This is a genomic window from Streptomyces sp. GL_141, from assembly GCF_057834385.1.
The window spans coordinates 4,443,538-4,464,341 of record NZ_CM174402.1 but is presented as its reverse complement, the minus strand read 5'-3'; the positions used below and the strand labels follow the sequence as shown (position 1 = coordinate 4,464,341).

20 protein-coding genes and 4 tRNA genes are annotated in these 20,804 nt (G+C 70.7%); 8 read left to right on the top strand and 16 right to left on the bottom strand.

The window, feature by feature from the left end; genetic code table 11:
* The gene (locus tag AC3IX6_RS19575) at window positions 1-360 is read right to left on the bottom strand and encodes a hypothetical protein (protein WP_489363137.1); all 360 of its coding nucleotides are present in this window, start codon (window positions 358-360) and stop codon (window positions 1-3) included.
* 438 nt (window positions 361-798) lie between these two features.
* Window positions 799-1,014, bottom strand: coding sequence for a hypothetical protein (locus AC3IX6_RS19570; RefSeq protein ID WP_489363135.1), 216 nt, complete (start codon window positions 1,012-1,014; stop codon window positions 799-801).
* Between the two features lie 238 nt (window positions 1,015-1,252).
* On the opposite strand from AC3IX6_RS19570, the gene AC3IX6_RS19565 reads away from it, so the two are divergent.
* Complete coding sequence (locus AC3IX6_RS19565) at window positions 1,253-2,575, top strand: NsdA family TPR-like regulatory protein (RefSeq protein WP_489363133.1); 1,323 nt, start codon at window positions 1,253-1,255, stop codon at window positions 2,573-2,575.
* A gap of 15 nt (window positions 2,576-2,590) precedes the next feature.
* Here AC3IX6_RS19565 and AC3IX6_RS19560 read toward each other — a convergent pair whose 3' ends face one another.
* Complete coding sequence (locus AC3IX6_RS19560) at window positions 2,591-3,616, bottom strand: NAD-dependent epimerase/dehydratase family protein (protein ID WP_489363132.1); 1,026 nt, start codon at window positions 3,614-3,616, stop codon at window positions 2,591-2,593.
* 559 nt (window positions 3,617-4,175) lie between these two features.
* Here AC3IX6_RS19560 and AC3IX6_RS19555 point away from each other — a divergent pair.
* Complete coding sequence (locus AC3IX6_RS19555; RefSeq protein WP_489363130.1) at window positions 4,176-4,820, top strand: hypothetical protein; 645 nt, start codon at window positions 4,176-4,178, stop codon at window positions 4,818-4,820.
* Window positions 4,821-4,947: 127 nt separating this feature from the next.
* Here AC3IX6_RS19555 and AC3IX6_RS19550 read toward each other — a convergent pair whose 3' ends face one another.
* The 4 genes from AC3IX6_RS19550 to AC3IX6_RS19535 all read right to left on the bottom strand — a co-directional run bounded on the left by AC3IX6_RS19550 (window position 4,948) and on the right by AC3IX6_RS19535 (window position 8,193).
* Entirely contained in the window at window positions 4,948-6,504 is a 1,557-nt protein-coding gene (locus AC3IX6_RS19550; protein WP_489363129.1) for a hypothetical protein, read from the bottom strand.
* Entirely contained in the window at window positions 6,501-7,601 is a 1,101-nt protein-coding gene (locus AC3IX6_RS19545) for a bifunctional DNA primase/polymerase (protein WP_489363127.1), read from the bottom strand. The genes AC3IX6_RS19550 and AC3IX6_RS19545 overlap by 4 nt, the downstream gene beginning before the upstream one ends.
* A 65-nt stretch (window positions 7,602-7,666) precedes the next feature.
* Window positions 7,667-7,948: an integrase gene (locus AC3IX6_RS19540; RefSeq protein WP_489363125.1), complete on the bottom strand. Its 282-nt coding sequence runs from the start codon at window positions 7,946-7,948 to the stop codon at window positions 7,667-7,669.
* The gene (locus tag AC3IX6_RS19535; protein ID WP_030726318.1) at window positions 7,945-8,193 is read right to left on the bottom strand and encodes a helix-turn-helix domain-containing protein; all 249 of its coding nucleotides are present in this window, start codon (window positions 8,191-8,193) and stop codon (window positions 7,945-7,947) included. Before AC3IX6_RS19535 ends, AC3IX6_RS19540 begins: the two co-directional genes overlap by 4 nt.
* A 270-nt stretch (window positions 8,194-8,463) precedes the next feature.
* On the opposite strand from AC3IX6_RS19535, the gene AC3IX6_RS19530 reads away from it, so the two are divergent.
* A complete protein-coding gene (locus AC3IX6_RS19530; protein WP_489363123.1) occupies window positions 8,464-9,111 on the top strand; it encodes a hypothetical protein in 648 nt (215 codons plus the stop codon).
* A gap of 2 nt (window positions 9,112-9,113) precedes the next feature.
* Window positions 9,114-10,727, top strand: coding sequence for a site-specific integrase (locus AC3IX6_RS19525; RefSeq protein ID WP_489363121.1), 1,614 nt, complete (start codon window positions 9,114-9,116; stop codon window positions 10,725-10,727).
* Between the two features lie 34 nt (window positions 10,728-10,761).
* On the opposite strand, the gene AC3IX6_RS19520 is transcribed toward AC3IX6_RS19525, so the two are convergent.
* The 6 genes from AC3IX6_RS19520 to AC3IX6_RS19495 form a co-directional block, all read right to left on the bottom strand.
* Window positions 10,762-10,834: transfer RNA gene (locus AC3IX6_RS19520), tRNA-Lys, on the bottom strand.
* Window positions 10,835-10,927: 93 nt separating this feature from the next.
* Window positions 10,928-13,234, bottom strand: a complete 2,307-nt coding sequence (locus tag AC3IX6_RS19515) for a hypothetical protein (RefSeq protein ID WP_489363119.1) — start codon at window positions 13,232-13,234, stop codon at window positions 10,928-10,930.
* Between the two features lie 160 nt (window positions 13,235-13,394).
* The gene (locus AC3IX6_RS19510; RefSeq protein ID WP_489363117.1) at window positions 13,395-15,818 is read right to left on the bottom strand and encodes a DEAD/DEAH box helicase; all 2,424 of its coding nucleotides are present in this window, start codon (window positions 15,816-15,818) and stop codon (window positions 13,395-13,397) included.
* Between the two features lie 280 nt (window positions 15,819-16,098).
* Window positions 16,099-16,581 carry a hypothetical protein gene (locus AC3IX6_RS19505; RefSeq protein WP_489363115.1) on the bottom strand — a complete coding sequence of 161 codons (483 nt, stop codon included), beginning with the start codon at window positions 16,579-16,581 and terminating at the stop codon, window positions 16,099-16,101.
* Between the two features lie 221 nt (window positions 16,582-16,802).
* Window positions 16,803-17,177 (bottom strand): fluoride efflux transporter FluC, encoded by a 375-nt coding sequence (locus AC3IX6_RS19500; RefSeq protein ID WP_489363113.1) that lies wholly within the window; start codon window positions 17,175-17,177, stop codon window positions 16,803-16,805.
* On the bottom strand, window positions 17,174-17,671 hold the full coding sequence (locus AC3IX6_RS19495; protein WP_489363111.1) for a FluC/FEX family fluoride channel: 498 nt from the start codon (window positions 17,669-17,671) through the stop codon (window positions 17,174-17,176). The genes AC3IX6_RS19500 and AC3IX6_RS19495 overlap by 4 nt, the downstream gene beginning before the upstream one ends.
* Window positions 17,672-17,777: 106 nt before the next feature.
* On the opposite strand from AC3IX6_RS19495, the gene AC3IX6_RS19490 reads away from it, so the two are divergent.
* The 4 genes from AC3IX6_RS19490 (at window position 17,778) to AC3IX6_RS19475 (ending at window position 18,556) form a co-directional block, all read left to right on the top strand.
* Window positions 17,778-18,128, top strand: coding sequence for a metallopeptidase family protein (locus AC3IX6_RS19490; protein WP_250751922.1), 351 nt, complete (start codon window positions 17,778-17,780; stop codon window positions 18,126-18,128).
* A gap of 143 nt (window positions 18,129-18,271) precedes the next feature.
* Window positions 18,272-18,344: transfer RNA gene (locus tag AC3IX6_RS19485), tRNA-Glu, on the top strand.
* Window positions 18,345-18,383: 39 nt separating this feature from the next.
* Window positions 18,384-18,457 (top strand) — tRNA-Asp (locus AC3IX6_RS19480).
* A gap of 22 nt (window positions 18,458-18,479) precedes the next feature.
* Window positions 18,480-18,556 (top strand) — tRNA-Phe (locus AC3IX6_RS19475).
* Window positions 18,557-18,598: 42 nt separating this feature from the next.
* Here AC3IX6_RS19475 and AC3IX6_RS19470 read toward each other — a convergent pair.
* From AC3IX6_RS19470 to AC3IX6_RS19460, 3 genes are all read right to left on the bottom strand, one after another.
* A complete protein-coding gene (locus AC3IX6_RS19470; RefSeq protein WP_489363109.1) occupies window positions 18,599-19,456 on the bottom strand; it encodes a cytochrome c biogenesis CcdA family protein in 858 nt (285 codons plus the stop codon).
* Window positions 19,453-20,223, bottom strand: a complete 771-nt coding sequence (locus tag AC3IX6_RS19465; protein WP_489363107.1) for a DsbA family protein — start codon at window positions 20,221-20,223, stop codon at window positions 19,453-19,455. The genes AC3IX6_RS19470 and AC3IX6_RS19465 overlap by 4 nt, the downstream gene beginning before the upstream one ends.
* Window positions 20,224-20,287: 64 nt before the next feature.
* Window positions 20,288-20,713 carry a hypothetical protein gene (locus AC3IX6_RS19460; RefSeq protein WP_489363105.1) on the bottom strand — a complete coding sequence of 142 codons (426 nt, stop codon included), beginning with the start codon at window positions 20,711-20,713 and terminating at the stop codon, window positions 20,288-20,290.
* Between the last annotated feature and the right edge of the window lie 91 nt (window positions 20,714-20,804).

Sequence of the window (20,804 nt, the reverse complement as noted above, 5' to 3'; positions counted from 1 at the left end):
TCAGGCCGCCGTTTCCTCTTCGGCGATGCCCAGCTCGACCATGACGGCGCGGACCTTGTCCTCGGCGTCGGCCTGGAGCCGGGCGGAGGCCGCCGGGGAGCCGCCGTCGGAGAGGACGATCACACCGGGGAGCGTCGGGTTCGGCGCGATGACCGTGAGACCGGCCGGCTCGGTGCTGATGACCATGACCGCGCCCTCCAGGCTGACCCAGTCGGTGCGGTCCTTCAGGGCCTCCAGGATGCGGCCCTGCTTGTCGCGGAAGGAAGCACGCTCCCCCATCCACACGCCCGCCTTGGACTTGGAGTCCACGACGTCCGCGTAGATGAGGTGGTTCTGCTTCTCTTTCCTGGGCTTCGGCATAGCTGATCTCCTTGGTGGAAGGGTGACTGCCCGGGACGGGCAGCTTGGATCCGCTCTGGTGCCGCCGGTCTGGTGCCGTATGGCACCTCGCCGGTTTCGTGCATGGCGCCCGGGGCGCCGTTCCCCGCCCGGTGCCGACCGCTAGGTCAGCACCGGGCGGGAAGCCTGTTCAGCCCTTCGCGCCTCTGGGCTATGCCGAGTGGGTGATCGGCTGAAGCAGTTGGAGGGTGTCCGGATCGGCGGTCCATTCCCGACCCGAGTGGTCCATCGGGCGCATATGCGCCACCCTCCTGACCGGCCTGTCGGTGAGTTTTGATACGTAGATCAGGACTGCGCCCACGGTTCCGCGACGTCCGCATGCGGGGTGTGCGACGTCTTGGCCAAGGAGCCCGTGCCCGGTGTCCTCCGTGACCCAGACGTTCGCCGCCGCAGTCGTGCTCATTGGGCTCCCCCGAGGCCGAGGAAGGCGTCGAACTGGGCGGATCTCCAGGTGGAGGGATCGCCGTTCCTGCCACGGAACGCCTCGGCGGCCCTGGGCAGACCGCGGCACTCCGACGGTGTGCCGGCGTCCGTCTCCACGTACGGGGCCACGACGGCCTCGTAGCGAATGCTGGTCGCGCCGGGGGTTCGTCGGGGAAGCCGGGGACCGCTCACGTTCCACTCCCTTTCGCCGGGGGTCTTCGAGGTGGCGTAAGAGTCCCCCTGGTGCGGGTGTCACGGCCACGACACGGTTGGGGTCATCTGGTGCCCGCGAGGGTGACCGGGGTGTCATGGAGGTGGCACCGCGATGTCATCTGCACGGATTCCATTGCGCAGTAGGGATGTTGGCCAGTAGGCACGAAGTGGAGCGGGGCGCGATGTGGCCCGCCTCCTGACCTTGAGGGAGCGACCGATGGACGATCCGGCGACGCTGCTGCGCGTGTTAGTCCAGCAACGGCATTGGCGTTACAGGGACTTCGTCACGGCGTTCGAGCGCGCAGCCGTACAGGCCGGCGTGCAGGGCATGTCGGTATCGGAGGCACAGTTCCGGCGGTGGACGTCGGGCCGGATCAAAACCATGCCCGGACCGGACACATGCCGGGTACTGGAGCAGCTCTTCGACGTGGAGGTCTCGGCACTGTTCGGGCCACCGCCCGCACTGTCGACCTCGGCATCAGTGACTCCCACCGCGTACGACCTTGAAAGTGAAATCGCCATGACCGCACGTGACGCCGCTGATGAAGCCGGTGCTGCCGCCGCGCAGTCCGTATCCGACACGACCATCGACCAACTCCGTGACGACGCCCTGTCTCTCGCACGCTCGTACGGCGCCGTGAGCGCCTTCGATGTGTTCCGGCGGGCGAAGGCCCTGCGCTCGGAGGCGGAGCACCAACGGGGGCTCACCAAGGTGCCCGTGCAGCAGCAGGACCTGCTGCTCGTGGCAGGGCAGGCGTGCGCGCTGCTATCAACCGCCGCGTTCGACCTCGGCGCCCTGGACGACTCAGCTCGCCTCGCCCGATCGGCGGCCCTGTACGGGGAGATGGCGCGCTTTGATCCGCTACGGGCCTACGCCACAGGATCCTTGGCGATCTGCGCCTATTTCACCGGCCGACCTTCGGAGGCCGTACGGCACGCACGGACCGCGCTGGCCTTCGCCGGCCTGGGTGACACGGCCAGGCGGCGGCTGCTGTCCATCGAGGCCCGCGCTCACGGGCACCTCGGGGACCGGGAGCGGGCCACCCGCGCGCTCGTCGCGTCCACGCGGCAGGACAGAGGCGAACGGGACGCGCTGCACGACGATGTCGGCGGTGAGTTCGCCTTCAACGAGGAGCGGCTGCTGATGTCCAACGGCACCACCGCCCTACTCGTCGGCGACGGGCCAGGGGCGGAGGTGACGGCGCAACGGGCGCTGGATCTGGTCGCATCCCGGCCGCCAGCCCGGCAGTCGGTACCGGTACGGGGCAAGGCTGCGGCCGACCTCGCCGCCGCGCAACTGCTCCGAGGCGACCTGGACGCTGCGGCGGCGACGCTGGAGACGGTGTGGGCGATCCCGGCGGAACAGCGGGTGGCGGGGTTGCTGGAGCGCACCGGCGGTTTGCGGCGGGCTCTGACGGCCCCCGCGTTCAGGGAGACGCGGGTGGCCGTCACGCTCGGCGAACAGATCGAGGAATTCGGACGCCTCTCGGCGCCGAGGCAACTGGGCACGGGGAGTGGGATCCTCACCATCGAGCCCTGACTCTGCCCCCTGCTCCTATGCGTGGCCGAGGGCAGCGAGGATCTGGGCTTCTTTGGCCGGGTCCACACCGTGCTCGGCCCACCTCGGGTGTTCGACCGGCCGACCGTCTGCCTGCATCCACGCCCAGGTGTCAGCGATGGTGTCGGCAAGCGGACGGCAGCGGAGCCCGGACGCGATGGCACGGGAGGCGTCGACTGACCACACCCCGGAGTGGGTGCGCCACAGCGGAAGCTCTGTCCACTGCTTGACGCCGTGGGCGGTGAGGGCCGCCGCATCGACCCATGCCGGGCTGCCGGTGCTACCGGTGACGGCCAGGCATGTGGCGATGAAGTCGGCCCAGCTGATGCCCTCAGGATGGGCGATGTTGAACGCCTGGCCGGGGCCATCAGTGCCAACGGCCTGATCGACGGCGAAGGCGGCGACGTCCCTAACGTCCACGGGCTGGATCATCTGGACGGCCGGCGCCGGGGAGACGATCGGGCCGCCGCGCTGGGCACGGGTGAGCCACCAGGGGAGGCGCCCGACGTACTCGCCGGGGCCCAAGATCACTCCAGGCCGCAGGAACACCACGTCGTCACCGAAGGCGGCGCGCACGGCAGCCTCACCCCCTGCCTTCTGGAACCCGTACTTCGTCGGGCTGCCGTCGGCGCCGGTGTACCCGAACGACTCGTCGGCGTCCGGCGGGCACTCCAGCAGCGGGGAGTCCTCGCTGAGCGGGTGATGCGGCCAGCCCTGATAGACGGACACCGTGGATACGTGCACCCACCGGGCGGCGGCCGGGCGCAGAATGTCGGCGGCGAGCAGCACATCACGGGGTGGGAACTCGCTGCTGGACGTGTCGATCACGGCATCCCACGGCCCGTGTGAGGTGAGCCACTTCAGGTCATCGGAACTCGTCCGGTCACCCCGGACCGTGTCGACGCCCTCAACCGCATCGGATCGGCCCCGGTTGAACGTCGTGACCTCCCACCCGCGTCGAAGAGCGTCGTCAACGATCGCTCGACCAAGGAACCAGGTGCCACCCATCACCAAAATCCGCATGAGGGCGACCCTGCCACGAACGGCAATGCGACACCATCCCGCCTCTGAGGGCGCCGTCTCCCGCGCGTGGGAGACGCATCGACCGGTCGCGCGCGACCAGCACCGTAGCCAGCGAGAACCGCCTGCTCGCCTTGTATGGGCCGTTTCCTCTTCGGGCCGTTGCTCTCCCCTGTGAATGGCAGGCGTACATACCCTGGGCTGATCCCGGACAGGCCGAAATGGGCAGAAGAGGAAACGTTCAGCACGCGCGCACGCGCGCGCGAGGCGCGACCGGTCGCGACACGGAGGCTATGGGGGACGGTGTGGACGTGGGGGACGCAGTTCCGGGTGTCTTCTCCCCATCCCGTTCCATTCCCCTTCTTGATCAGAGAAGAGGAGGTGGCGGGGCGTACCCCGCGTACCCGGGAGAGCACCTTTCTCCCAACGTCGGTTGGTTCAGCCGGCGAACGCGGCGCCCTCGGGGCGTCCCCCAAGCGTCCCCTCGGCATCGAGACCGTCCCCCGCTAGCGGACACTCAACTCTTACGCGCGGAACGCTTGTCAGCTGCGAGACTGCGCCGATGAAACTTGATCTGCCGCCCTACTGGTTGGGCGACTTCGGCCCCTATCTGCATCGGCCCCCGGATCGGGAGCCCTGCTGTCCCCAGCACGACGAGGGCCTGAGCTTGGAAGAGCGCCGCACGGCGGTCGCCGTACACGAGGCGGGTCATGCTGCGACCTCCTTCCTTCTCGGCGTCCACATACCCTCAGTGGGCATTGAGTGCATCGAGCACAAACGCGAATGCGGTCAGGTAACCGAGGTCCGAGGCGCCGCTGAAGCCGTCGATTTCAGCGGGCACCACGCACTCGTCCCGCTGACAGTGCTGGCTGCTGGCGTTAGTGCCAACCAACGATGGCTGCACGATGTCGGGCTCTGGACGGAGCGTCGCGCCTGGCATGCAGAGCACGGCGGAACCAGCGATAGACAACGCGCGGAACGACTCGTCCGCGAAAACCTCGGGCAGACTCTCCGCTTCGGCACGAGCCTGCCTGGCCTACTCGACGACTACGACTACTGGAGTTACTGGTCCCGGGCCGACCAGGTGCTGGCACCTGTATGGAAGCAGCTTCTGGTCCTGGCCGAGCAGATCGCGGAAGCCGGGTCACTCTCGGGCGATGAGGCAGCGGAGGCGATCGGGTTGAGCAACCCCAGCCCGATCGGCTGACCAAAGCCTCCTGATCCATTGCACGTACATGCAAGCAACAAAGCGCCTTCACACGCCCTCGGCCCCCGGGACGCAGCAACCCCGGTCCGCAATGGTCGCGGGCCGGGGCAGCTTGCTGACGATCGGGCTATGAGGCGAACGTGATGGTGTACTTCCTGCCGTTCTTGTTGCTCGTCGGGGGGATCACGCTGATGCCCCGGGAGCGAAGGGCCGGCGCCGACTGCTTGAGCCGGGCGCTGAGAACAGCAGACGTCTGGGGCCACCGCTCCCCTGGACTGCAACGGGCGGAGAGCAACACGTTGAGTTCGGTCATGGTGCCGGTCCACCCGCCGGTGGGGAAGCTGGGTGAGCTCGCCCAGTCCCGTAGTGCCGCAGTGACCGGGTTCCCGTCGAGAACAGCTTCGACGAGTTCGTCCTGCGAGCCGTGGAAGGTCTCCAGGGACGTCCAGCCTGTCACGCGGTCCAGTGCGTGCAGCAGCTCGGAGAAATCGGCCATGCGAGGCCGGTCAGCCAGGGCAGCCGCAGCGTGGGGAAGGTCGGCCCACACCATGACGGCCAGGTCGAGGAGGGAGCCCAGGATTTGGGGGCTCGCTTGCTCGTACGCGCCCCATAGCTCCGCCAGGGTGCGGCGCTTGGTGATGCGCTGGAGTTCAAGCGCCATGGAGCGTTCGGCGAGGTCGTTGGACATGGCGCCGGTGTCGATGCCGGTGAGCAGCACGGGGCGCTGGCTGACCAGGATGCTGACGTCGTCGTCGCTGTAGAGGGCGCGGCTGACCTGGGCTCCGCCGGTGACGACGCGGCACAGGGCATCCGACATCCACTTGGGGATTCCGGAGAGGTTGTCGAAGGGGAGGGTCCAGCCGGCCGAGGCGGTGACCCCCAGGTCTTTGAGGTTCTCCGGTGCTTGGCGGAGCGGGATCGCCGCGCCGTCGAGGAGACCTACGAGCATTCGCCCCGCAGTGGTCTTGCCGGTGCCCTGCTCCCCGGTGAGGTAGGCAATGGGGCGGGGGAGAGAGGGACGCAGGGCGGCCAGCCACCAGGCCACCGCGAGGGGCAGCGTCGCCGCAGTGAACGGGAGCATCTGGGCGAGGGCGTCGATTCCCGCCTGCCAGCCGCCCTGGGGGCGTTCGGGCAGCGGGAGTTCACCAATCAGCTTGGTGCGCCGCCAGATCGGTCCCCCCTCCGGGTCGGGGTAGGTGAGTGTCCAGCCGTCCGGGGCGATGCGTACGGACTGGCCGTCGGGCCGGCCGAGGTCGAGCCATGTCACGTTCGGGTCGTGTGGGTCCGGTGCGACGCGGAGCCAAAGGTTCGTCTCGGGGGCGGACAGGGCGAGGGCGTCGAGGGCGGCCACGGCGTCGCTGAGCGCCGTCTGGGAAGGGGTGCGGTCGTGGGCCTGGAGGTAGCGGACGGTGAGCAGCTGGCGGACGCTGCCGGTTGAGCTGTGCGCCTTGGCCCTGAGCGGTACGGCGATCGGCGCTCCGTCCCAAGGCACGGCGTACGGGTCGCCGTTGCTGCGCAGGTACCGGAACTCGTTCTGTCCGATCGCGCGGAGTACCTCGACCTGCGGCGGGCCCTTGTGCTGACTCTGCTGCGCTCCATCGGGTGCGGAGCCGCTCAGGCCCCCGGGGATGGAGACGAGCGAGCGCGCCGCGGATGCCGCGTCGTACGGTAGCGGCGTGCTCATGCGGCCCCCTTGAGAGTTCGTGGCTGGCGTTCACCAGCGGTGAGGCCCGATCGGATCGCTGCTTCGGCCTCGCGGTCCGGGAGGCCGGCGTGCCGGGCGGCGTCGAGCAGGGCGTCGGCGACCTGCCGTCGGTCGAGACTGGCGGGAGTCAGCAGCGTGCCAAGGCTGAACGCCGCGCGGTTCAGGGCGTCGTTGCGGGTTCCGGAGGGCGCCTCGGCGACGGCGGTCAGTTCGCGGCGGACTGCGGCGGCGACGTAACCGCCGCCGAGCGAGCGGCTGCGCCACGCGGGCACGACCCGTGCCCGCTCCGGCCGTACTCGGTGCCCCGTTCGGTCGAGTTCGCGGGCCAGCCAGACAGGCAGCTCCGCAACGTTCCGGCAGTCGCCGAGCGCCGTGTACGTGCCCTTCTTGGTGATCGTGCCGGGCGCGACGGCGTACGAGGACCCGGCTCGCAGGTCGAGCTGCCAGCCCAGTGCCCCGGCGAGCGGGCGCCAAGTCGTGCCCTTGGGTGCCTTGAACCAGTAGTGCACTCCGCCGGACGGCGTCAGGACGGTCAGCGTCGGCTGGCCGCAGCCGGGCAGCGGCGCGCGCCGCACCTCGGCGAGGAGGGCAAGCGTGTCACGTCCGTCCGTGACGCTGCCGGGGGTGATGTCGTCGGGCAGGTCGACACCGGGGAGGAGGGCAGCCTGGTCTGCGGGGGCCTGTCCCCCATGGCTGTCCACATCGAGGATCACCAGTCCCGAGGGCCCGGCGGCGACGCCCACACCGGCCGAAGGCAGGCGGTTCCACCAGCTGGCGATCCGGCCAGCGTCGTTGGTCGCGGCGAGCACCCCGTGGCAGGGACGGCCAGAAGCGATGCAGGGGCAGCCGTGCCCGCCGTGCTCGGTGTACTGCGGGTTGGGGCGCTGTTTGCTGCCCTGGGAGCACCGGTCACATCCGCGGACGGGAATCTTCGTTCCCGGCGTGAGCGGATGGACGTGCCAGCCCTGCGCGGCGGCCCAGAGAGCGACGCGCAGGGGGTTCGGTGCGGTGGGCCGGGAACGGGCCGCCAGTAGGTCGGACTCGATCGTGCTGGGGAGCTGGATAGGCTCCTGCATGTAGAGGTCTCCTTGCGGCGGCACGGGGCGGGCTTGGTCGTTCGCACCCCGTGCCGTCGTGCTGTTCAGGCTTGGACGGAGCTGGAGAGTTCGAGGGCTCCGGCGGATGCGTCAACATCCGTGCGGAGCCCGGCCTCTTCCTGTGGACGGATGCCGAGTGCTACGTGCAGCTCGGCGGTGACGACCCGCAGTGCACGGCCGAGACGCATAGTCCGCACCGGCAGCTCTCCCCGCTTCGCCAGGGTGTACGTCGTGCTGCGCTTGAGTCCGAACGCTCGGCCGGCGGTCTCAAGGTCGACGGTCGCCGGAAGGGCGAGCAGCTCGGCTCGGGTGAGGGCGCCGCTCACGCCACCTCGTCTCGGTGAAGCCGGTGCTGGGCCAGGTCTTCGAGGACCCGCGCATAGGCGAGTGCGGCCTCTCCCCTCGGGCTTCGCTTCCCACGTTCCCAGCGCCAGACCGTCGACGGGTCCACCCCGCACAGGTCCGCGATCTCCGACAGCGACAGCCGAGCGGCGGCACGGGTGCGCATCGCTGCCCCCGAGGCAGCGTCGGCCCGTACCTGCGCAAGACGCAGGACATCAGTTCTGATCATGGACCGAGCCTAGCCGATACCTTGCCTCACCTCCACAGGACTTCTTTACCCCATGACGGATAATGAACTTTACCGACAGGCAAGGTTAGATAGAGAAAGAGAAGGACTGAGAAGGAAGATGAGAGACCAGATGAGACTTGATGCGCACAAACAGGGAAGGATCGGGGAAGCGGGATGGAGTCCATGAGCGCGGGAGCAGGAACAAGCGGGACAGTCATCCTTGCCACTTCCTTGCCGTTCGGGCAGGATTCAGGCATGCAAAATGATGGAGTGCCCGAAGGATGGGACTACGTAGCCACCCCCGGCTGGCCCTACGACCAGTTCCGCGGGGAACCACCCCTCGTCGATCTCGGGCACCTGAAGATGCCGAGCCACTTCACCGGTATCGCCGTAGGGAAGAAGGTCCGCGCCACGGTCGCGCTGTGCTTCCGCGCCGACCCCCAGTCGGGCGTGCAGCTGGTGTCCGTCATGACCGGCGACACGGGAGCCGACTTCGGACTCGAAGCGGTTCTCGGAGCGGCAGGGATCGCGACATGGAAGCACGCCGCGTTCATGCAGCTGGTGAACAGCTCGGCCACCGAATGGCTCGGGGAGATCCTTGCCCCTCAGGCCGACCAGTCGGCTTCCGCGTTCGAGCAGAAGAAGGAAGAGGCACGGCGCCTACTGGCCCCGCTGTTCGCCCTGCTGCCGTCGCAGCAGACACCTGGGCAGCGCCGCAGCCTCACCCCGGACCACCTGACCAACGTGGCCGAGGTCTACCGCGAGGCGCACAAGCAAGGCCGGCCGCCCACCGTCGCGGTCGCCGAGCACTTCGGCGTCTCGCACTCCGCTGCCGCGAAGTGGGTCGGGGCGGCACGCAAGCAAGGTCAGTTGGGGCCCGTGGCGAAGGGGTCGCGGGGATCTGTTGAGGGGGACTGAGATTGAACGGGTCGACTCACCGGCGGTGCAACTGCCGGGACCAGGAGAGCGGGAAGCTGCTCGGGAGTAAGTGCCCGAAACTCAAGGGCAAACGCCACGGGGCGTACAGGCTGCGGCAGGAGCTCCCGCCCACCAGCGAGGGCACGCGGCGCTCGTTCACCCGTGGCGGCTACGAGTCGAAGGGGGAAGCCCAGGCCGACCTGGACCACATACGGGCCCTGCTCGCCCTGGCCGATTCGGACGACGACGAGGGCCGCGAGCGCATCGTCGAGCTGCTGGCCAAGGTGGCGCAGGACAAGGCTCCGCTACCGGACCTCGAAGAGACGCGGCGCCGGCTCCACACCACGCAGTCGCTCACCATCCGGATCACGGTCGGCGAGTGGCTCGACACCTGGCTCGCGGCGAAGAAGACCCGGAAGACCACGACCAACGGGTACGCCTCACACATCAAGGTTCACCTGAAGCCGCGCATCGGGCACCTGCGGCTGGACCGGCTCAACGTCGGGCACCTCGTAGAGATGTTCGACGCCATCGCCGACGAGAACGAGGTGATCGCGGCCGAGAACCAGGAACGCCGCGATCAGATCGCCCGGTGCAAGCCGAGCAAGGCGGGGCGCCCGGTGGCCGCCGAGCGGGCGAAGCTGGCGTTGGAGAAGGAGAAGCTCGCCGAGATGAAGCCGTTCCGGAAGCTCACGGGGCCGGCGACCCGTCAGAGCATCCGGCGGACGCTGCGGGCCGCGCTGAACGCGGCAATCGCGCGGCAGCTCGTCACCTTCAACCCGGCCGCGCATGTAGAGCTTGAGTCGGGCAAGCGCCCAAAGCCGCTCCTGTGGACAGCTGAGCGCGTGGAGCGGTGGCAGGAGACCGGCGAGAAGCCCAGCCCGGTCATGGTGTGGATGCCGGCGCAGCTCGGAGCCTTCCTCGACCACGCGTCAGAGCACCGGCTGTATGCGTTCTTCCACCTGATCGCGTTCCGCGGGCTGCGGCGCGGCGAGGGCGTGGGCCAGGACTGGACGCACGTGAACCTGGACGCCGGGCTCCTCACCGTCGCGAGTGAGATCGTGCAGGACGGATGGACGCCGTACGAGTCGGAGCCGAAGACGGACTCCAGCGCGAACACCATCGGCCTGGACAACGACACAGTGGCCGTTCTGCGGGCGCACAGGGTCCGGCAGAACAAGGAGCGCCTCAAGTGGGGGAAGGGCTGGCAGAACACGGGGAAGGTCTTCACCAAGGAGGATGGCACCTGGCTGCACCCGGACACCGTCTCCAAGGAGTTCCGGCGCCTCTACGAGGAGATCGGTCTGCCGCCCATCAACCTCCGGGACCTGCGCCACGGGACGGCGACGCTCACCCATGCCGGCGGTGGTGACCTCCACACCATCAAGGAGACGCTGCGGCACTCCACCATCACGCTGACTTCGGACACGTACACGAGCCTGCTGCCCGAGGTCGACAAGGCCGCCGCAGAAGCAGCCGCCCGGCTCGTGCCGAGAGCGCGTCCGGCCGTGGCGGCGAACGGGAGTTCCAGCACCGCCGCTCCCGCATCGCTCCCGCATGGAGCCGCGAATGACGAAGCGCCTCGATCGGCCGAAGCCAATCGAGGCGCTAAGTAGCAGGTCAGAGGGGTCAACCCCCGCCTGCGAGCAGTAGGCCATGTCGGACTCGAACCGACAACCAACGGATTAAAAGTCCGCTGCTCTGCCAATTGAGCTAATGGCCCTCGGCGCGCTCACACCAGAGCATAGCCGCAGAGCGCCGGACAGCCGATCGTAAATCGGCTGTCCGGCCCGGGGATGTCGGTGCGGGTCCGAGGTCAGGGAGCCGGCAGGCCGCCGCCCGCGGTGGAGCCGGTCAGGGTGAGCGGGCCGGACAGAGCGAGTTCGGCTCCCTGGCCGTCGGCCGGCTTCACCTTGAGCGCCCAGGTGTACGCGCCGTCGGGCAGGACGAACCCGCCCGAGGACTCCCGGCCGTCCTTCATCGGCTGCAGCAGTCCGCGCACTTCGCCGCCGGTGAGGGTACGGACGACCTTGCCGGTGGCCTTGTTCGTGACGGCCATCGTCCAGGAGGCGGCCGGCTTCGACAGCCACACCTGCGGAGCCCAGCGCTTCGAGGACAGGGAGGACCAGGCGCCGGTGCTCGGGGTGTTCCGGTCGATGGCGGTCAGGGCGGAGGCCTTGCCGGTGATGCCGACGATGTGGACGGTGTGGTTCGGGTCGACGTAGGCGAAGTGTCCGCCGAAGCGGTCGACGGTGAGCGCATCGGCGCCTTGCAGCTCCACGGGAGCGGTCTCCCGGACCGCTTTGCCGGAACGCAAGTTGTAGGCCTCACCGTGCTCACGCACGACGAACCCGTCGCCGAGTTGTACGCCGTTGCTCATCGGGGTGGCGGGCAGCGTGACCCGCTTCTTGGTCGGCACGTGATAGCCGGCCGGTGAACCGCCCGATTCGGAGCAGGTCGAGTAGAACCACTCGGCCGTCGCCAAGAGTGCGTACGGGCGGCAGCCCGAGCCCAGGTCCACGCGCCGGGTCACCTTCCCCGTGCGCAGGTCCGTACCGGCCACGACTCCCTTGTCACCCTCGGGCTGCCACAGCATGGAACCCCAGAGGGCGGCGGGGCCCTTGTCGTCCGGGGCGGGCAGGAGCTTGCCCGCGTCGATGTCGGCCACGTGCAGCTGCTGTCCGGTGGGGTCTCCGTACGCCTTGAAGAGGAGGTAGCGGCCCGAGGCGGTCACGATGCGGTGCTCGTAGAACTCCTCTCCGCCCTTCAGGAGCACCTCGCGCACGGAACCGCCGGGACGGGCGTCCTGGACGTACAGCGCACGCTTGCCGAATGCGCCGCGCCCGAAGGTGACGAGCCGTCCGTCGCCGGTCGCCGAGGGGTCCAGAGCATTGTCCGGGGAACACGGTGGATCGGCCCATCCACCGCCGTCACAGCTCCAGGCCGCCGTTTGGGATACGGAGACGGGGCCCACGACGGAAGCCTTGAAGCCCAGAAGACCGTCGGCATACCCGTCGCTCTGGCGGAAGGCGAGCCCGCCCTGGGCGAAGGTGAGGGCCGAGCGGTATGCCGGCCCGGGCGGTGTGTTCAGCACCTTCGTGGCCCGGGGGATGCCGTGGGCATCGAGGGCGATGCGATGGACGCCCCAGTGGGCTGCATCGGATCCGCCGAGGACGTAGAGGTTGCCGTCGGAACCACGGACGGCCTTGGCCGCGGTCGCAGGCAGCACGGTGCGTGCCGCTCCGCCTTCGACCGGAGTGGCCTCGCCTCGCCTGATGAACCAGCCGCCCAGGAAGTTGCCCTCCCGTGCCCCTTCGAGGGCTCCGGCGGGGAGCTTGCGGAGGTCGGCCCTGGAGAGCAGGGTCGCCTTGCCGTTGGGCGACGAAAGGAGGATCCGGGTCGGGCTGAGCGTGGGCCGGTCCATGTCCCACGGGCCTTCGACTCCCTCGGGGAACGGGAGCGGGCGCAGCGTCGCAGTGGCGTAGTCGACGAGCCCGATCCGGGGAGAGCCCGTCCCGTCCTGGTACCAGATCACCGAACCCTCGTCGTCCGCCGCCATGGAGGTGACCGTGAGGCGGTTCGAAGGGCGCACCTTCTCGGTCGTCTTGACGACGACGTCCTTGCGGGACTCGGTCTCCCGGCCGATCAGGTGAAGCGTCAGTTGACCGTCCGTCCTCTGCTCCGTCGCCAGTACCCGCGTGGGCGTGAAGGTGCCGACCCACGCCCTGTCGGCCTTCGCGGGCAGCGTCTCGGTCTTGCCGGACACGAAGTCGTGGATGGCCATGGGGGCCCAATCCTCATGGGTTCCCCGGTCGTAGACCGGGCACGCGCGCGAATCCCCGGAGTACCAGTGCTCGCCCGAGCCGTCACAGTCGCCCCACACCGCCTCGCGGCCGTCCTTCAGGCTCTTCCAGACAGCTCCGCCGTCATAGCGCTGGTTGTCCATCAGCAGCCCGGTCCCGGCCGCGTAGAGGTACCGGTGCGCCGGCTCCTTGCTCGGGGGCGCCACCAGGGTCGCCTCACCGCCGGGCGGTGTCGTACCCGCCCCCGTCGCCGGTACGGCGCCCAGCGCGGCCACTGCCGCGGCCAGCGCGAGCGCGGCCAGCGCGCGTGTTCGTCTCATGGATCCCGCCCCCGGAGTTCGGGGGCCTCATGACGCCAGTGGTCCCCGGCTTCGCCGTGCCCCCCCGGCACAAAGTCTGCGGAGCCTAGCAACAACGCCACAGGGCCCCAACGACCGGTGTCGTTGGGGCCCTGTGTCATGCAGTCAGTTCAGACCGCGATCAGTCGTTGCGCTTCCAGCGGGGCTTGTCGTCGCGACGGCCGAAGGAGGAGCCGCCGGTCGAGCCGGAGGGGCGGTTGTCGTCGCGACGGCCGTACGGGCGGTCGCCGCCGCCGGCCGGACGGTCGCCGCCGGAGCGGAAGCCGCCCGAGGGACGGTCGTCGCGGCGGAAGCCGCCGCCGGTCGGACGGTCGCCGCCGGAGCGGAAGCCGCCGCCGGCCGGACGGTCGCCACCGGAGCGGAAGCCGCCACGGTCGCCACCACGGTCGTCACGGTTGAAGCCACCCGAGGGACGGTCGTCACGACGGAAGCCACCACCGGTCGGACGGTCGCCGCCCGAGCGGAAGCCGCCACGGTCGTCACGGTTGAAGCCACCCGAGGGACGGTCGTCACGACGGAAGCCACCACCGGCGGGACGGTCGCCGCCGGAGCGGAAGCCGCCGCCGGCCGGACGGTCGCCACCGGAGCGGAAGCCGCCACGGTCGCCACCACGGTCGTCACGGTTGAAGCCACCCGAGGGACGGTCGTCACGACGGAAGCCACCACCGGCGGGACGGTCGCCGCCGGAGCGGAAGCCGCCGCCGGCCGGACGGTCGCCACCGGAGCGGAAGCCGCCGGACGGACGGTCGCCGCCCGAGCGGAAGCCGCCACGGTCGCCACCGCGGTCACCGCGGTCGTCGCGGCGGAAGCTGCCACGGTCGCCACCACGGTCGTCGCGACGGTTGTCACGGCGCTCGTAGTTGCCACGGTCGTCACGGCTCTGGAACGCGGGGCGCTCCTCCGCGACGGGCTCGGCCACGGCGGCCGCGACCTCGGCCTCGGCGGCCTCGACCACCTCGGCGACAGCGGCCTCGGGGTCCTCGCCGCGCTCACGCGCGGAGCGGGCGACCAGGCGGTCGGCCTCCTCGCGGAGCTCGACGGCGCGGCGCGACAGGCGCTCCAGCTGCTTGGTGAGGTCGGCGACCTCGCGCTCGGCCTGCTTCGCGGCGTTGTTCGCGGAGTCGGCCTGGACCTGGGTCAGCGAACGGGCACCGGTGATCTCGGCGACCTCGGGGTCGAAGGCGCCGACACCCTGGACGATGTGGCGCGAGGCGTCGACGCCCGCGTCCTCCATCAGGCGGAAGATCTGGCGACGCTGGTGCGGAAGCGCCAGCGACACGACGACACCGGACTTGCCGGCGCGGGCGGTACGGCCCGAGCGGTGCAGGTAGTCCTTGTGGTCGCCGGCCGGGTCCACGTTCAGGACCAGGTCGATGCCGTCGACGTGGATGCCGCGGGCGGCGACGTCGGTGGCGACGAGCGCGTTGACGTAGCCGTCCTTGAAGTCGGCGAGGACGCGGGTACGGGCACCCTGCGTCATGCCGCCGTGCAGCGCGTCGGCCTTCACGCCGGACTCGATGAGCTGCTCGGCGATGCGGTCGGCGCCCAGCTGGGTGCGGACGAAGATGATGGTGCGGCCCTTGCGGGCGGCGATGGCGGCCGTGACCGGCGCCTTGTCCTTCGGCTTCACGACGAGGACGTGGTGCGTCATGGTCGTGACGTTGCCCTGCGCGCTGTCGACCTCGTGCGTGACGGGGTTGGTCAGGTAGCGCTTGACCAGGGTGCCGATCTCGTTCTCCATGGTGGCGGAGAAGAGCATGCGCTGGCCGCCGCCGGGGATCTGGTCGAGCAGCTCGGTGACCTCGGGCAGGAAGCCCAGGTCAGCCATCTGGTCGGCCTCGTCGAGGACCGCGACCTGGACGTTCGCCAGGGAGCAGGCGCCACGGTTGATGATGTCGCGCAGACGGCCCGGGGTGGCGACGAGGACGTCGACACCGCGCTCCAGAGCGAAGATCTGGTTGCTCATGGAGGTACCGCCGCAGACGACCTTCATCTTGAGGCCGAGCACGTCGCCGTAGGGCTGGAGAGCGTCCGCGACCTGCATCGCGAGCTCACGCGTCGGCGTCAGGATGATCGCGCGGGGCTTCTTCTTCTCGGTGTGCCCGCCGGCCAGCGAGGCCAGGGTCGGCAGACCGAAGGAGAGGGTCTTGCCGGAGCCGGTGCGGCCACGGCCGAGGATGTCCTTGCCGGCCAGGGCGTCCGGGATGGTCGCGGCCTGGATCGGGAAGGGCGCGGTGACGCCGTTCTGGGCGAGCTTGCGCACGATGCCGTCCGGCAGACCGAGGTCGCCGAAGGTCAGGGTGGGCTCGGCGTCGTCGTCATCGGACGCGGCGTCGTCGAATTCGCCAGCGGATGCGCTGGAGTCCTCGAAGGAGTCATCGGACTCGTCGGACTCGTGGTTCGTCACGTCGGCCTCGAGGGCCTCGATGATCTCGTCGGTGACGACGGCCTCAAGGGCCTCGGTGACCGCAAGGGTCTCGGCGTCGACGATCTCGTTGGAGTCGTTCTCGGGCATGACGGAACGGTCAGAACTGGAAATGGACATGCGAAATGCGAAACCTTCCGGAGTCTCGGCACGCGCCCAAACTCCGTGAATTCGCAAATCGACCGCCTCAATGCGGTCAGCCACGGCTGGGGAGAGTACGCGCCACGCGGCGCTCTTCGGAGTCGGCGCCGGGCAATGGGATCAAACGATCTATAACCATACGCACCCTCCCCGGGGTCTGGCAAGTCACTCCCCCAAGAAGGGCCCTGACCTGCGGAAACACGATCCGCCCGCCAGACCCTGCCGGGCGGATCGCGCCGCGGCCGAACCGGTTCCGGGCCTACGGCTGCCCGCCCGGCTCGCCCGTCGGCTCCGGCTTCGGGGGCTCCGGACTCGGTGTGGGTTCCGTCACGGGCGGCGGGGAGACCGGCGGGGCGGGGCTCGGCGGCTCCGGGGTCGGGGAGGCGGGCTGGCCGCCCCCGGAGGCGCTACCTCCGCCGGAGCCCGACCCGGAGCCGGAACCGCCCGCCGGGGGCTGCTGGGGCCCCTGGCCGCCCGCTCCGCCACCTGGACCGGCCGACGGCGAGGGTGCGCCGGGCGGACCGGCCGGCGCGCCCGGGCTGGGGGAGGCCCCGGCCGCGCCGGAGGTGGTCCCGGGCCCGCCGGCCTTGCCGTCCTGGGTCCCCGTACCGCCCTTCGAGCCGTGGCCGCCGCCCTGGGTCCCGGCACCCTTCCCGGACGAGGAGCCTCCGCCGGACTTGCCGCCCTGGACGCCCGTCGACGCGGAGGGCCCGGGCTTCGCGGCGTCCTCCCCGACACTCATGCATCCCGCCGTCGCCGCGACCGCGAGCGCGGCGACGGCGAGGCGGAGCGACCGGGAGGATCGGGAGGGTCGGGGGGAACCGAGGGAAGCGGACAACTGGCGCACGGGGCACCTCCGGAACGCTGGCAAGGGTCCGCGATGAGCGGGTCAGTGTGCCCAACTCCCTGTGCCCCGTAAGGGACACGCTCCAGCACGCCCCGAGGGGGACGGGCTGCGCGCCGTCAGGCGAACAGGTGTCCCGCCACCTGGTGACCGAGCGTGACCCCGCCCAGCCCGACCAGCACCGAGGCCGTCACGTTCGCCGCCGCCAGGAACTTCCAGCCCCGCTCGGCCAGGCGCAGCGTCTCGTAGGAGAACGTCGAGTAGGTGCTCAGCGCCCCGCACAGCCCGGTGCCGAGCAGCAGGTTCAGCCGCGAGGAGGCGGCCCCGTCCAGCACCGCACCAGTCAGCGCCCCCAGCACCAGGGAGGCGGCCGCGTTCACCACGAAGGTCCCCCAGGGGAACACCGAGTCGTGCCGCGCCTGCACCGCGCGGTCGGTCAGGTACCGCAGGGGCGCCCCGACGGCCGCGCCCACCATGACGATCAGCCAGTTCATCCCCGCCCCACCGCCCGCCCCCGGCCCGGGCCGTCGCCGACCGCGCGCCGGGTGACCAGGGCCGCCGCCCACACCGCGCCCAGCGCCCCGGCCACCGTGAGCCCGGCGTACGCCAGCGCGGTACCGGCCTCACCGGCGTCGAGGAGCCGCGCGAAGTCCACGGCGTAGGTGGAGAAGGTGGTGAACCCGCCGAGCACCCCGACCCCGAGGAAGGGCCGTACGAGGGGATGCGCCGACCGGCCGCCCTCGCTGATCAGCACCATGAGGACGCCGATGAGCGCGCAGCCCGACACGTTGATCCAGAAGGTGCCCCACGGGAAGGCCCCGGGAGCGGCCGGCCACAGCAGCCCGACCCCGTACCGCGCCGCGGCGCCCGCGGCACCGCCCGCCGCCACGGCCGCGAGCACCCGGCGCTGCGGTTCGGCGTGCTGCGCCGGCACGTGCAGGTCGACGTCCGGGTCGATGGCCTCGGCCCCCTCGGCCGGCCGGGTCATCCGCAGTCCGCTTCACAGGTCGCCACCGGGCCATTCTCGCGCGCCGGGCCCCGGCCCGCCGTGCACGAGCCGCCGCAATCGGGCCGGGGCACGGGAGAATGGCCTCGTGCTGGAGATGACGCGTGACGCGTTCGAAGAGCTGGTGGCCGAAGCGCTGGACTCGATCCCCGAGGAGCTGACCCGGGTCATGGACAACGTGGCCGTCTTCGTGGAGGACGAGCCCGCCTCCGACGACCCGGAACTCCTCGGCCTCTACGAGGGAACCCCGCTCACGGAGCGCGGGGAGTGGTACGCCGGGGTGCTGCCCGACCGGATCTCTATCTACATGGGGCCGACCTTGCGGATGTGCGAGAGCACGGACGAGGTGGTCCACGAGGTCGCCGTGACGGTGGTGCACGAGATCGCCCACCACTTCGGCATCGACGACGAGCGGCTCCACGAACTCGGCTGGGGCTGACCTCGCGGGCCCCTCCGACCCAGCGCTGACCCAGCGCTGACCCGCCGCTGACCCGCCCGCGGAAACCGTTTTGGCGATCGCCGCCGGGATCCCATATGCTTCTCACGTCCCCGACGCGCTGGAAAGTGCCCGGCGGGCCTTTAGCCCTCATCGTCTAGTGGCCCAGGACGCCGCCCTTTCAAGGCGGTAGCACGGGTTCGAATCCCGTTGGGGGTACGCATTACCGTGTGCGAGACTTGTGCTCGCACATTGCAAGGACCTGTGGAGCAGTTGGTTAGCTCGCCACCCTGTCAAGGTGGAGGTCGCGGGTTCAAGTCCCGTCAGGTTCGCTGAAGCCGGAAACGGTTTCGTGGCTGGGTAGCTCAGTTGGTACGAGCGATCGCCTGAAAAGCGATAGGTCGCCGGTTCGACCCCGGCCCCAGCCACCAGAGAATCGGGAAGGCCCCGTCCATCGGACGGGGCCTTCTTCGTCATTCCGCTTCCGCGCCCGCGCCAGCAGTCGCGGCCGCCGCCCGGGTCCGCCGGCGCCACTGCACCAGGCCCGCGCCCGCCGCCGCCACGGCCACCAGCCCGAGCAGCGCCCAGTCCGGAACCGCGTCAGCCACCGCCTGCACCCACTGCTCCACCGCGAACGAATCGTCCACGTCCAGCAGCCCCGGCAGGGCGCTCGCCCCGTCGTACGCCAGGAACAGCACGCCGAGCAGGACGAAGAACAGGCCCGAGGCGAGCGAGGTCGTGTGCAGTTCGAAGCGGCCGGCCGAGAAGGCGCGGCCGCGCAGCCAGCGCCGGCGGCCCAGGTCGAAGCGCTCCCAGAGCAGAGCCAGCACGAACAGCGGCACGGCCATGCCCAGGGCGTACACCGCCAGCAGCAGGCCTCCGTAGACCGGACTGCCGCTGACGGCCGCCACCGTCAGGACGCTGCCGAGGATGGGCCCGGCGCAGAAGCCGGCCAGCCCGTATACCGCGCCCAGCGCGTACACCGACAGGGCGGTGGTCGGCCGGATCTTCCCCGACAGCTCCGAGAGCCGCTTCGGGGCGAAGCCCAGGCCCAGGATCTGGGCGAGGCCGAGCCCGATGATCAGCCAGCCGCCGCCCAGCACGAGGGCCTCGCGGTTGCCGTGGAAGAACCGTCCGGCGTACGAGCCCGCCGCCCCCAGCGGTACGAGGGTGCTCGCGAGGCCCGCGTAGAAGATCCCGGTGCGCGCCAGCAGCCGGGACGTGGAGTCGATGGAGTACGCGAAGAAGGCCGGCAGGAGCAGGGCGCTGCAGGGGCTGAGCAGTGCGAGGAGGCCGCCGAGCAGGGCGGCCAGGTATCCGGCGTCGGTCACTTCGCGGCCGCCTGCGCCTTGGCCTTGGCGATGGCGGCGTCGAAGGCCGCCGGGGGCTGGGCACCCGCGATGGGCTGCCCGTTGATCAGGAAGGACGGGGTGGAGGTCACACCGATGCGGTACCCCTCCTCCTGGTCCTTCGCCAGCGCGGCAGCGGCCTGCTCGCCTGCCATGTCCTTCTTGAAGCGCTCCAGGTCCGGGACCCCGGCCTCGCGCGCCAGCTCGGTCAGCCGCTCCGCGCCGAAGCCCTTCTCCTTGGCGCCCTCGGCGTACGCGGCCGCGTGGAACTGCGCGAAGCGGTCCTGCTGCCCCGCCGCCCAGGCGGCCTTGGCGGCGGCCTCGGAGTCGGCGCCGAAGATCGGGAAGTTGCGCCACTCGATGCGCAGGGTGCCGTCCTCCACGTACTTCTTCACGAGCTCGGGCTCGGTGTCGCGGGCGAACTTTCCGCAGTAGCCGCACTTGAAGTCGGAGTACTCGATCAGGACGACGGGGGCGTCGGCCCGGCCCGCGGCGAGCTTGTCGCCGGACTCCCGGCGGGCGAGGGCCTTGAGCTGGGCGGCTTGATCCGTGCCGGCTCCGGCATCCGGAGCCTGCGAAGCCTCCGGAGAGGAGGCCGCGGACGACCGGGCCGTGCGGTCCGTGCCGCCCTCCGGTTTGGTGGCCTGCCAGGAGACGAGGCCGAGGGTGACGGCGGCGAGGGCGACCCCGGCGGAGATCAGCAGGGGCTTGCGGGAGGAAGAGGAGGAAGGAGAAGGGGAAGCGGGCATGCGGGTGCTCCAGAGCGGTGCGGGCGGGAAGGGACGGACCGGGCGGCCGATGCGGCCGGTCCTCCTAGACCCGCATCACGGACAGCTCCAGCAGGGACGGCGCCGACGGTCCGGGCCCGCGTACGAGGACCCGTACGGGTACAGCCCGCGCCGGGGCCGCCATCTCGGGCCCGGGCCGCGCGGGTGGCACCGGAGCCTGGGCCTGGTCGGACCCGGCCCGCGCCGGCAGGGCGGGTACGCCGTCCCGGCCGGGGGCCCCCGGGGCACAGGCGGGCCCGGCCGGACCGCCGGACGCGAAGACGGCAGGGGCGACGAGGGCAGGGGCGAAGCCGGCGGGGGACTGGTCCGGGTCCCGCACGGACCCCTGCCCGGCGGCTGCGGGAGCCCCGGCGACCGAGACGGCCGGGGCCACCGGGGCTGCCGGGGCCACCGGAGCCGCCACCTGGAAGGTCCCGGCCAGCAGGGCCCAGCCCAGGAGTACCGCGAACACGCACCGGAGGCGGCGGCTGCGGGACATCGTGGGCGGCCTCTCGGCTGGGACGGCACGGGCACGTCGCGGGGACGTCGCCGGGAACACGTCG

Excerpts from the sequence above, each read along its gene's own strand:
- AC3IX6_RS19545 (WP_489363127.1), bottom strand. The coding sequence starts at position 7,601 with ATGCAGGAGCCTATCCAGCTCCCCAGCACGATCGAGTCCGACCTACTG.
- AC3IX6_RS19555 (WP_489363130.1), top strand. The coding sequence starts at position 4,176 with ATGAAACTTGATCTGCCGCCCTACTGGTTGGGCGACTTCGGCCCCTAT.
- AC3IX6_RS19495 (WP_489363111.1), bottom strand. The coding sequence starts at position 17,671 with ATGACCCGGCCGGCCGAGGGGGCCGAGGCCATCGACCCGGACGTCGAC.
- AC3IX6_RS19515 (WP_489363119.1), bottom strand. The coding sequence starts at position 13,234 with ATGAGACGAACACGCGCGCTGGCCGCGCTCGCGCTGGCCGCGGCAGTG.
- AC3IX6_RS19465 (WP_489363107.1), bottom strand. The coding sequence starts at position 20,223 with ATGCCCGCTTCCCCTTCTCCTTCCTCCTCTTCCTCCCGCAAGCCCCTG.
- AC3IX6_RS19510 (WP_489363117.1), bottom strand. The coding sequence starts at position 15,818 with ATGTCCATTTCCAGTTCTGACCGTTCCGTCATGCCCGAGAACGACTCC.
- AC3IX6_RS19550 (WP_489363129.1), bottom strand. The coding sequence starts at position 6,504 with ATGAGCACGCCGCTACCGTACGACGCGGCATCCGCGGCGCGCTCGCTC.
- AC3IX6_RS19565 (WP_489363133.1), top strand. The coding sequence starts at position 1,253 with ATGGACGATCCGGCGACGCTGCTGCGCGTGTTAGTCCAGCAACGGCAT.
- AC3IX6_RS19500 (WP_489363113.1), bottom strand. The coding sequence starts at position 17,177 with ATGAACTGGCTGATCGTCATGGTGGGCGCGGCCGTCGGGGCGCCCCTG.
- AC3IX6_RS19535 (WP_030726318.1), bottom strand. The coding sequence starts at position 8,193 with ATGATCAGAACTGATGTCCTGCGTCTTGCGCAGGTACGGGCCGACGCT.
- AC3IX6_RS19560 (WP_489363132.1), bottom strand. The coding sequence starts at position 3,616 with ATGCGGATTTTGGTGATGGGTGGCACCTGGTTCCTTGGTCGAGCGATC.
- AC3IX6_RS19575 (WP_489363137.1), bottom strand. The coding sequence starts at position 360 with ATGCCGAAGCCCAGGAAAGAGAAGCAGAACCACCTCATCTACGCGGAC.
- AC3IX6_RS19505 (WP_489363115.1), bottom strand. The coding sequence starts at position 16,581 with ATGAGTGTCGGGGAGGACGCCGCGAAGCCCGGGCCCTCCGCGTCGACG.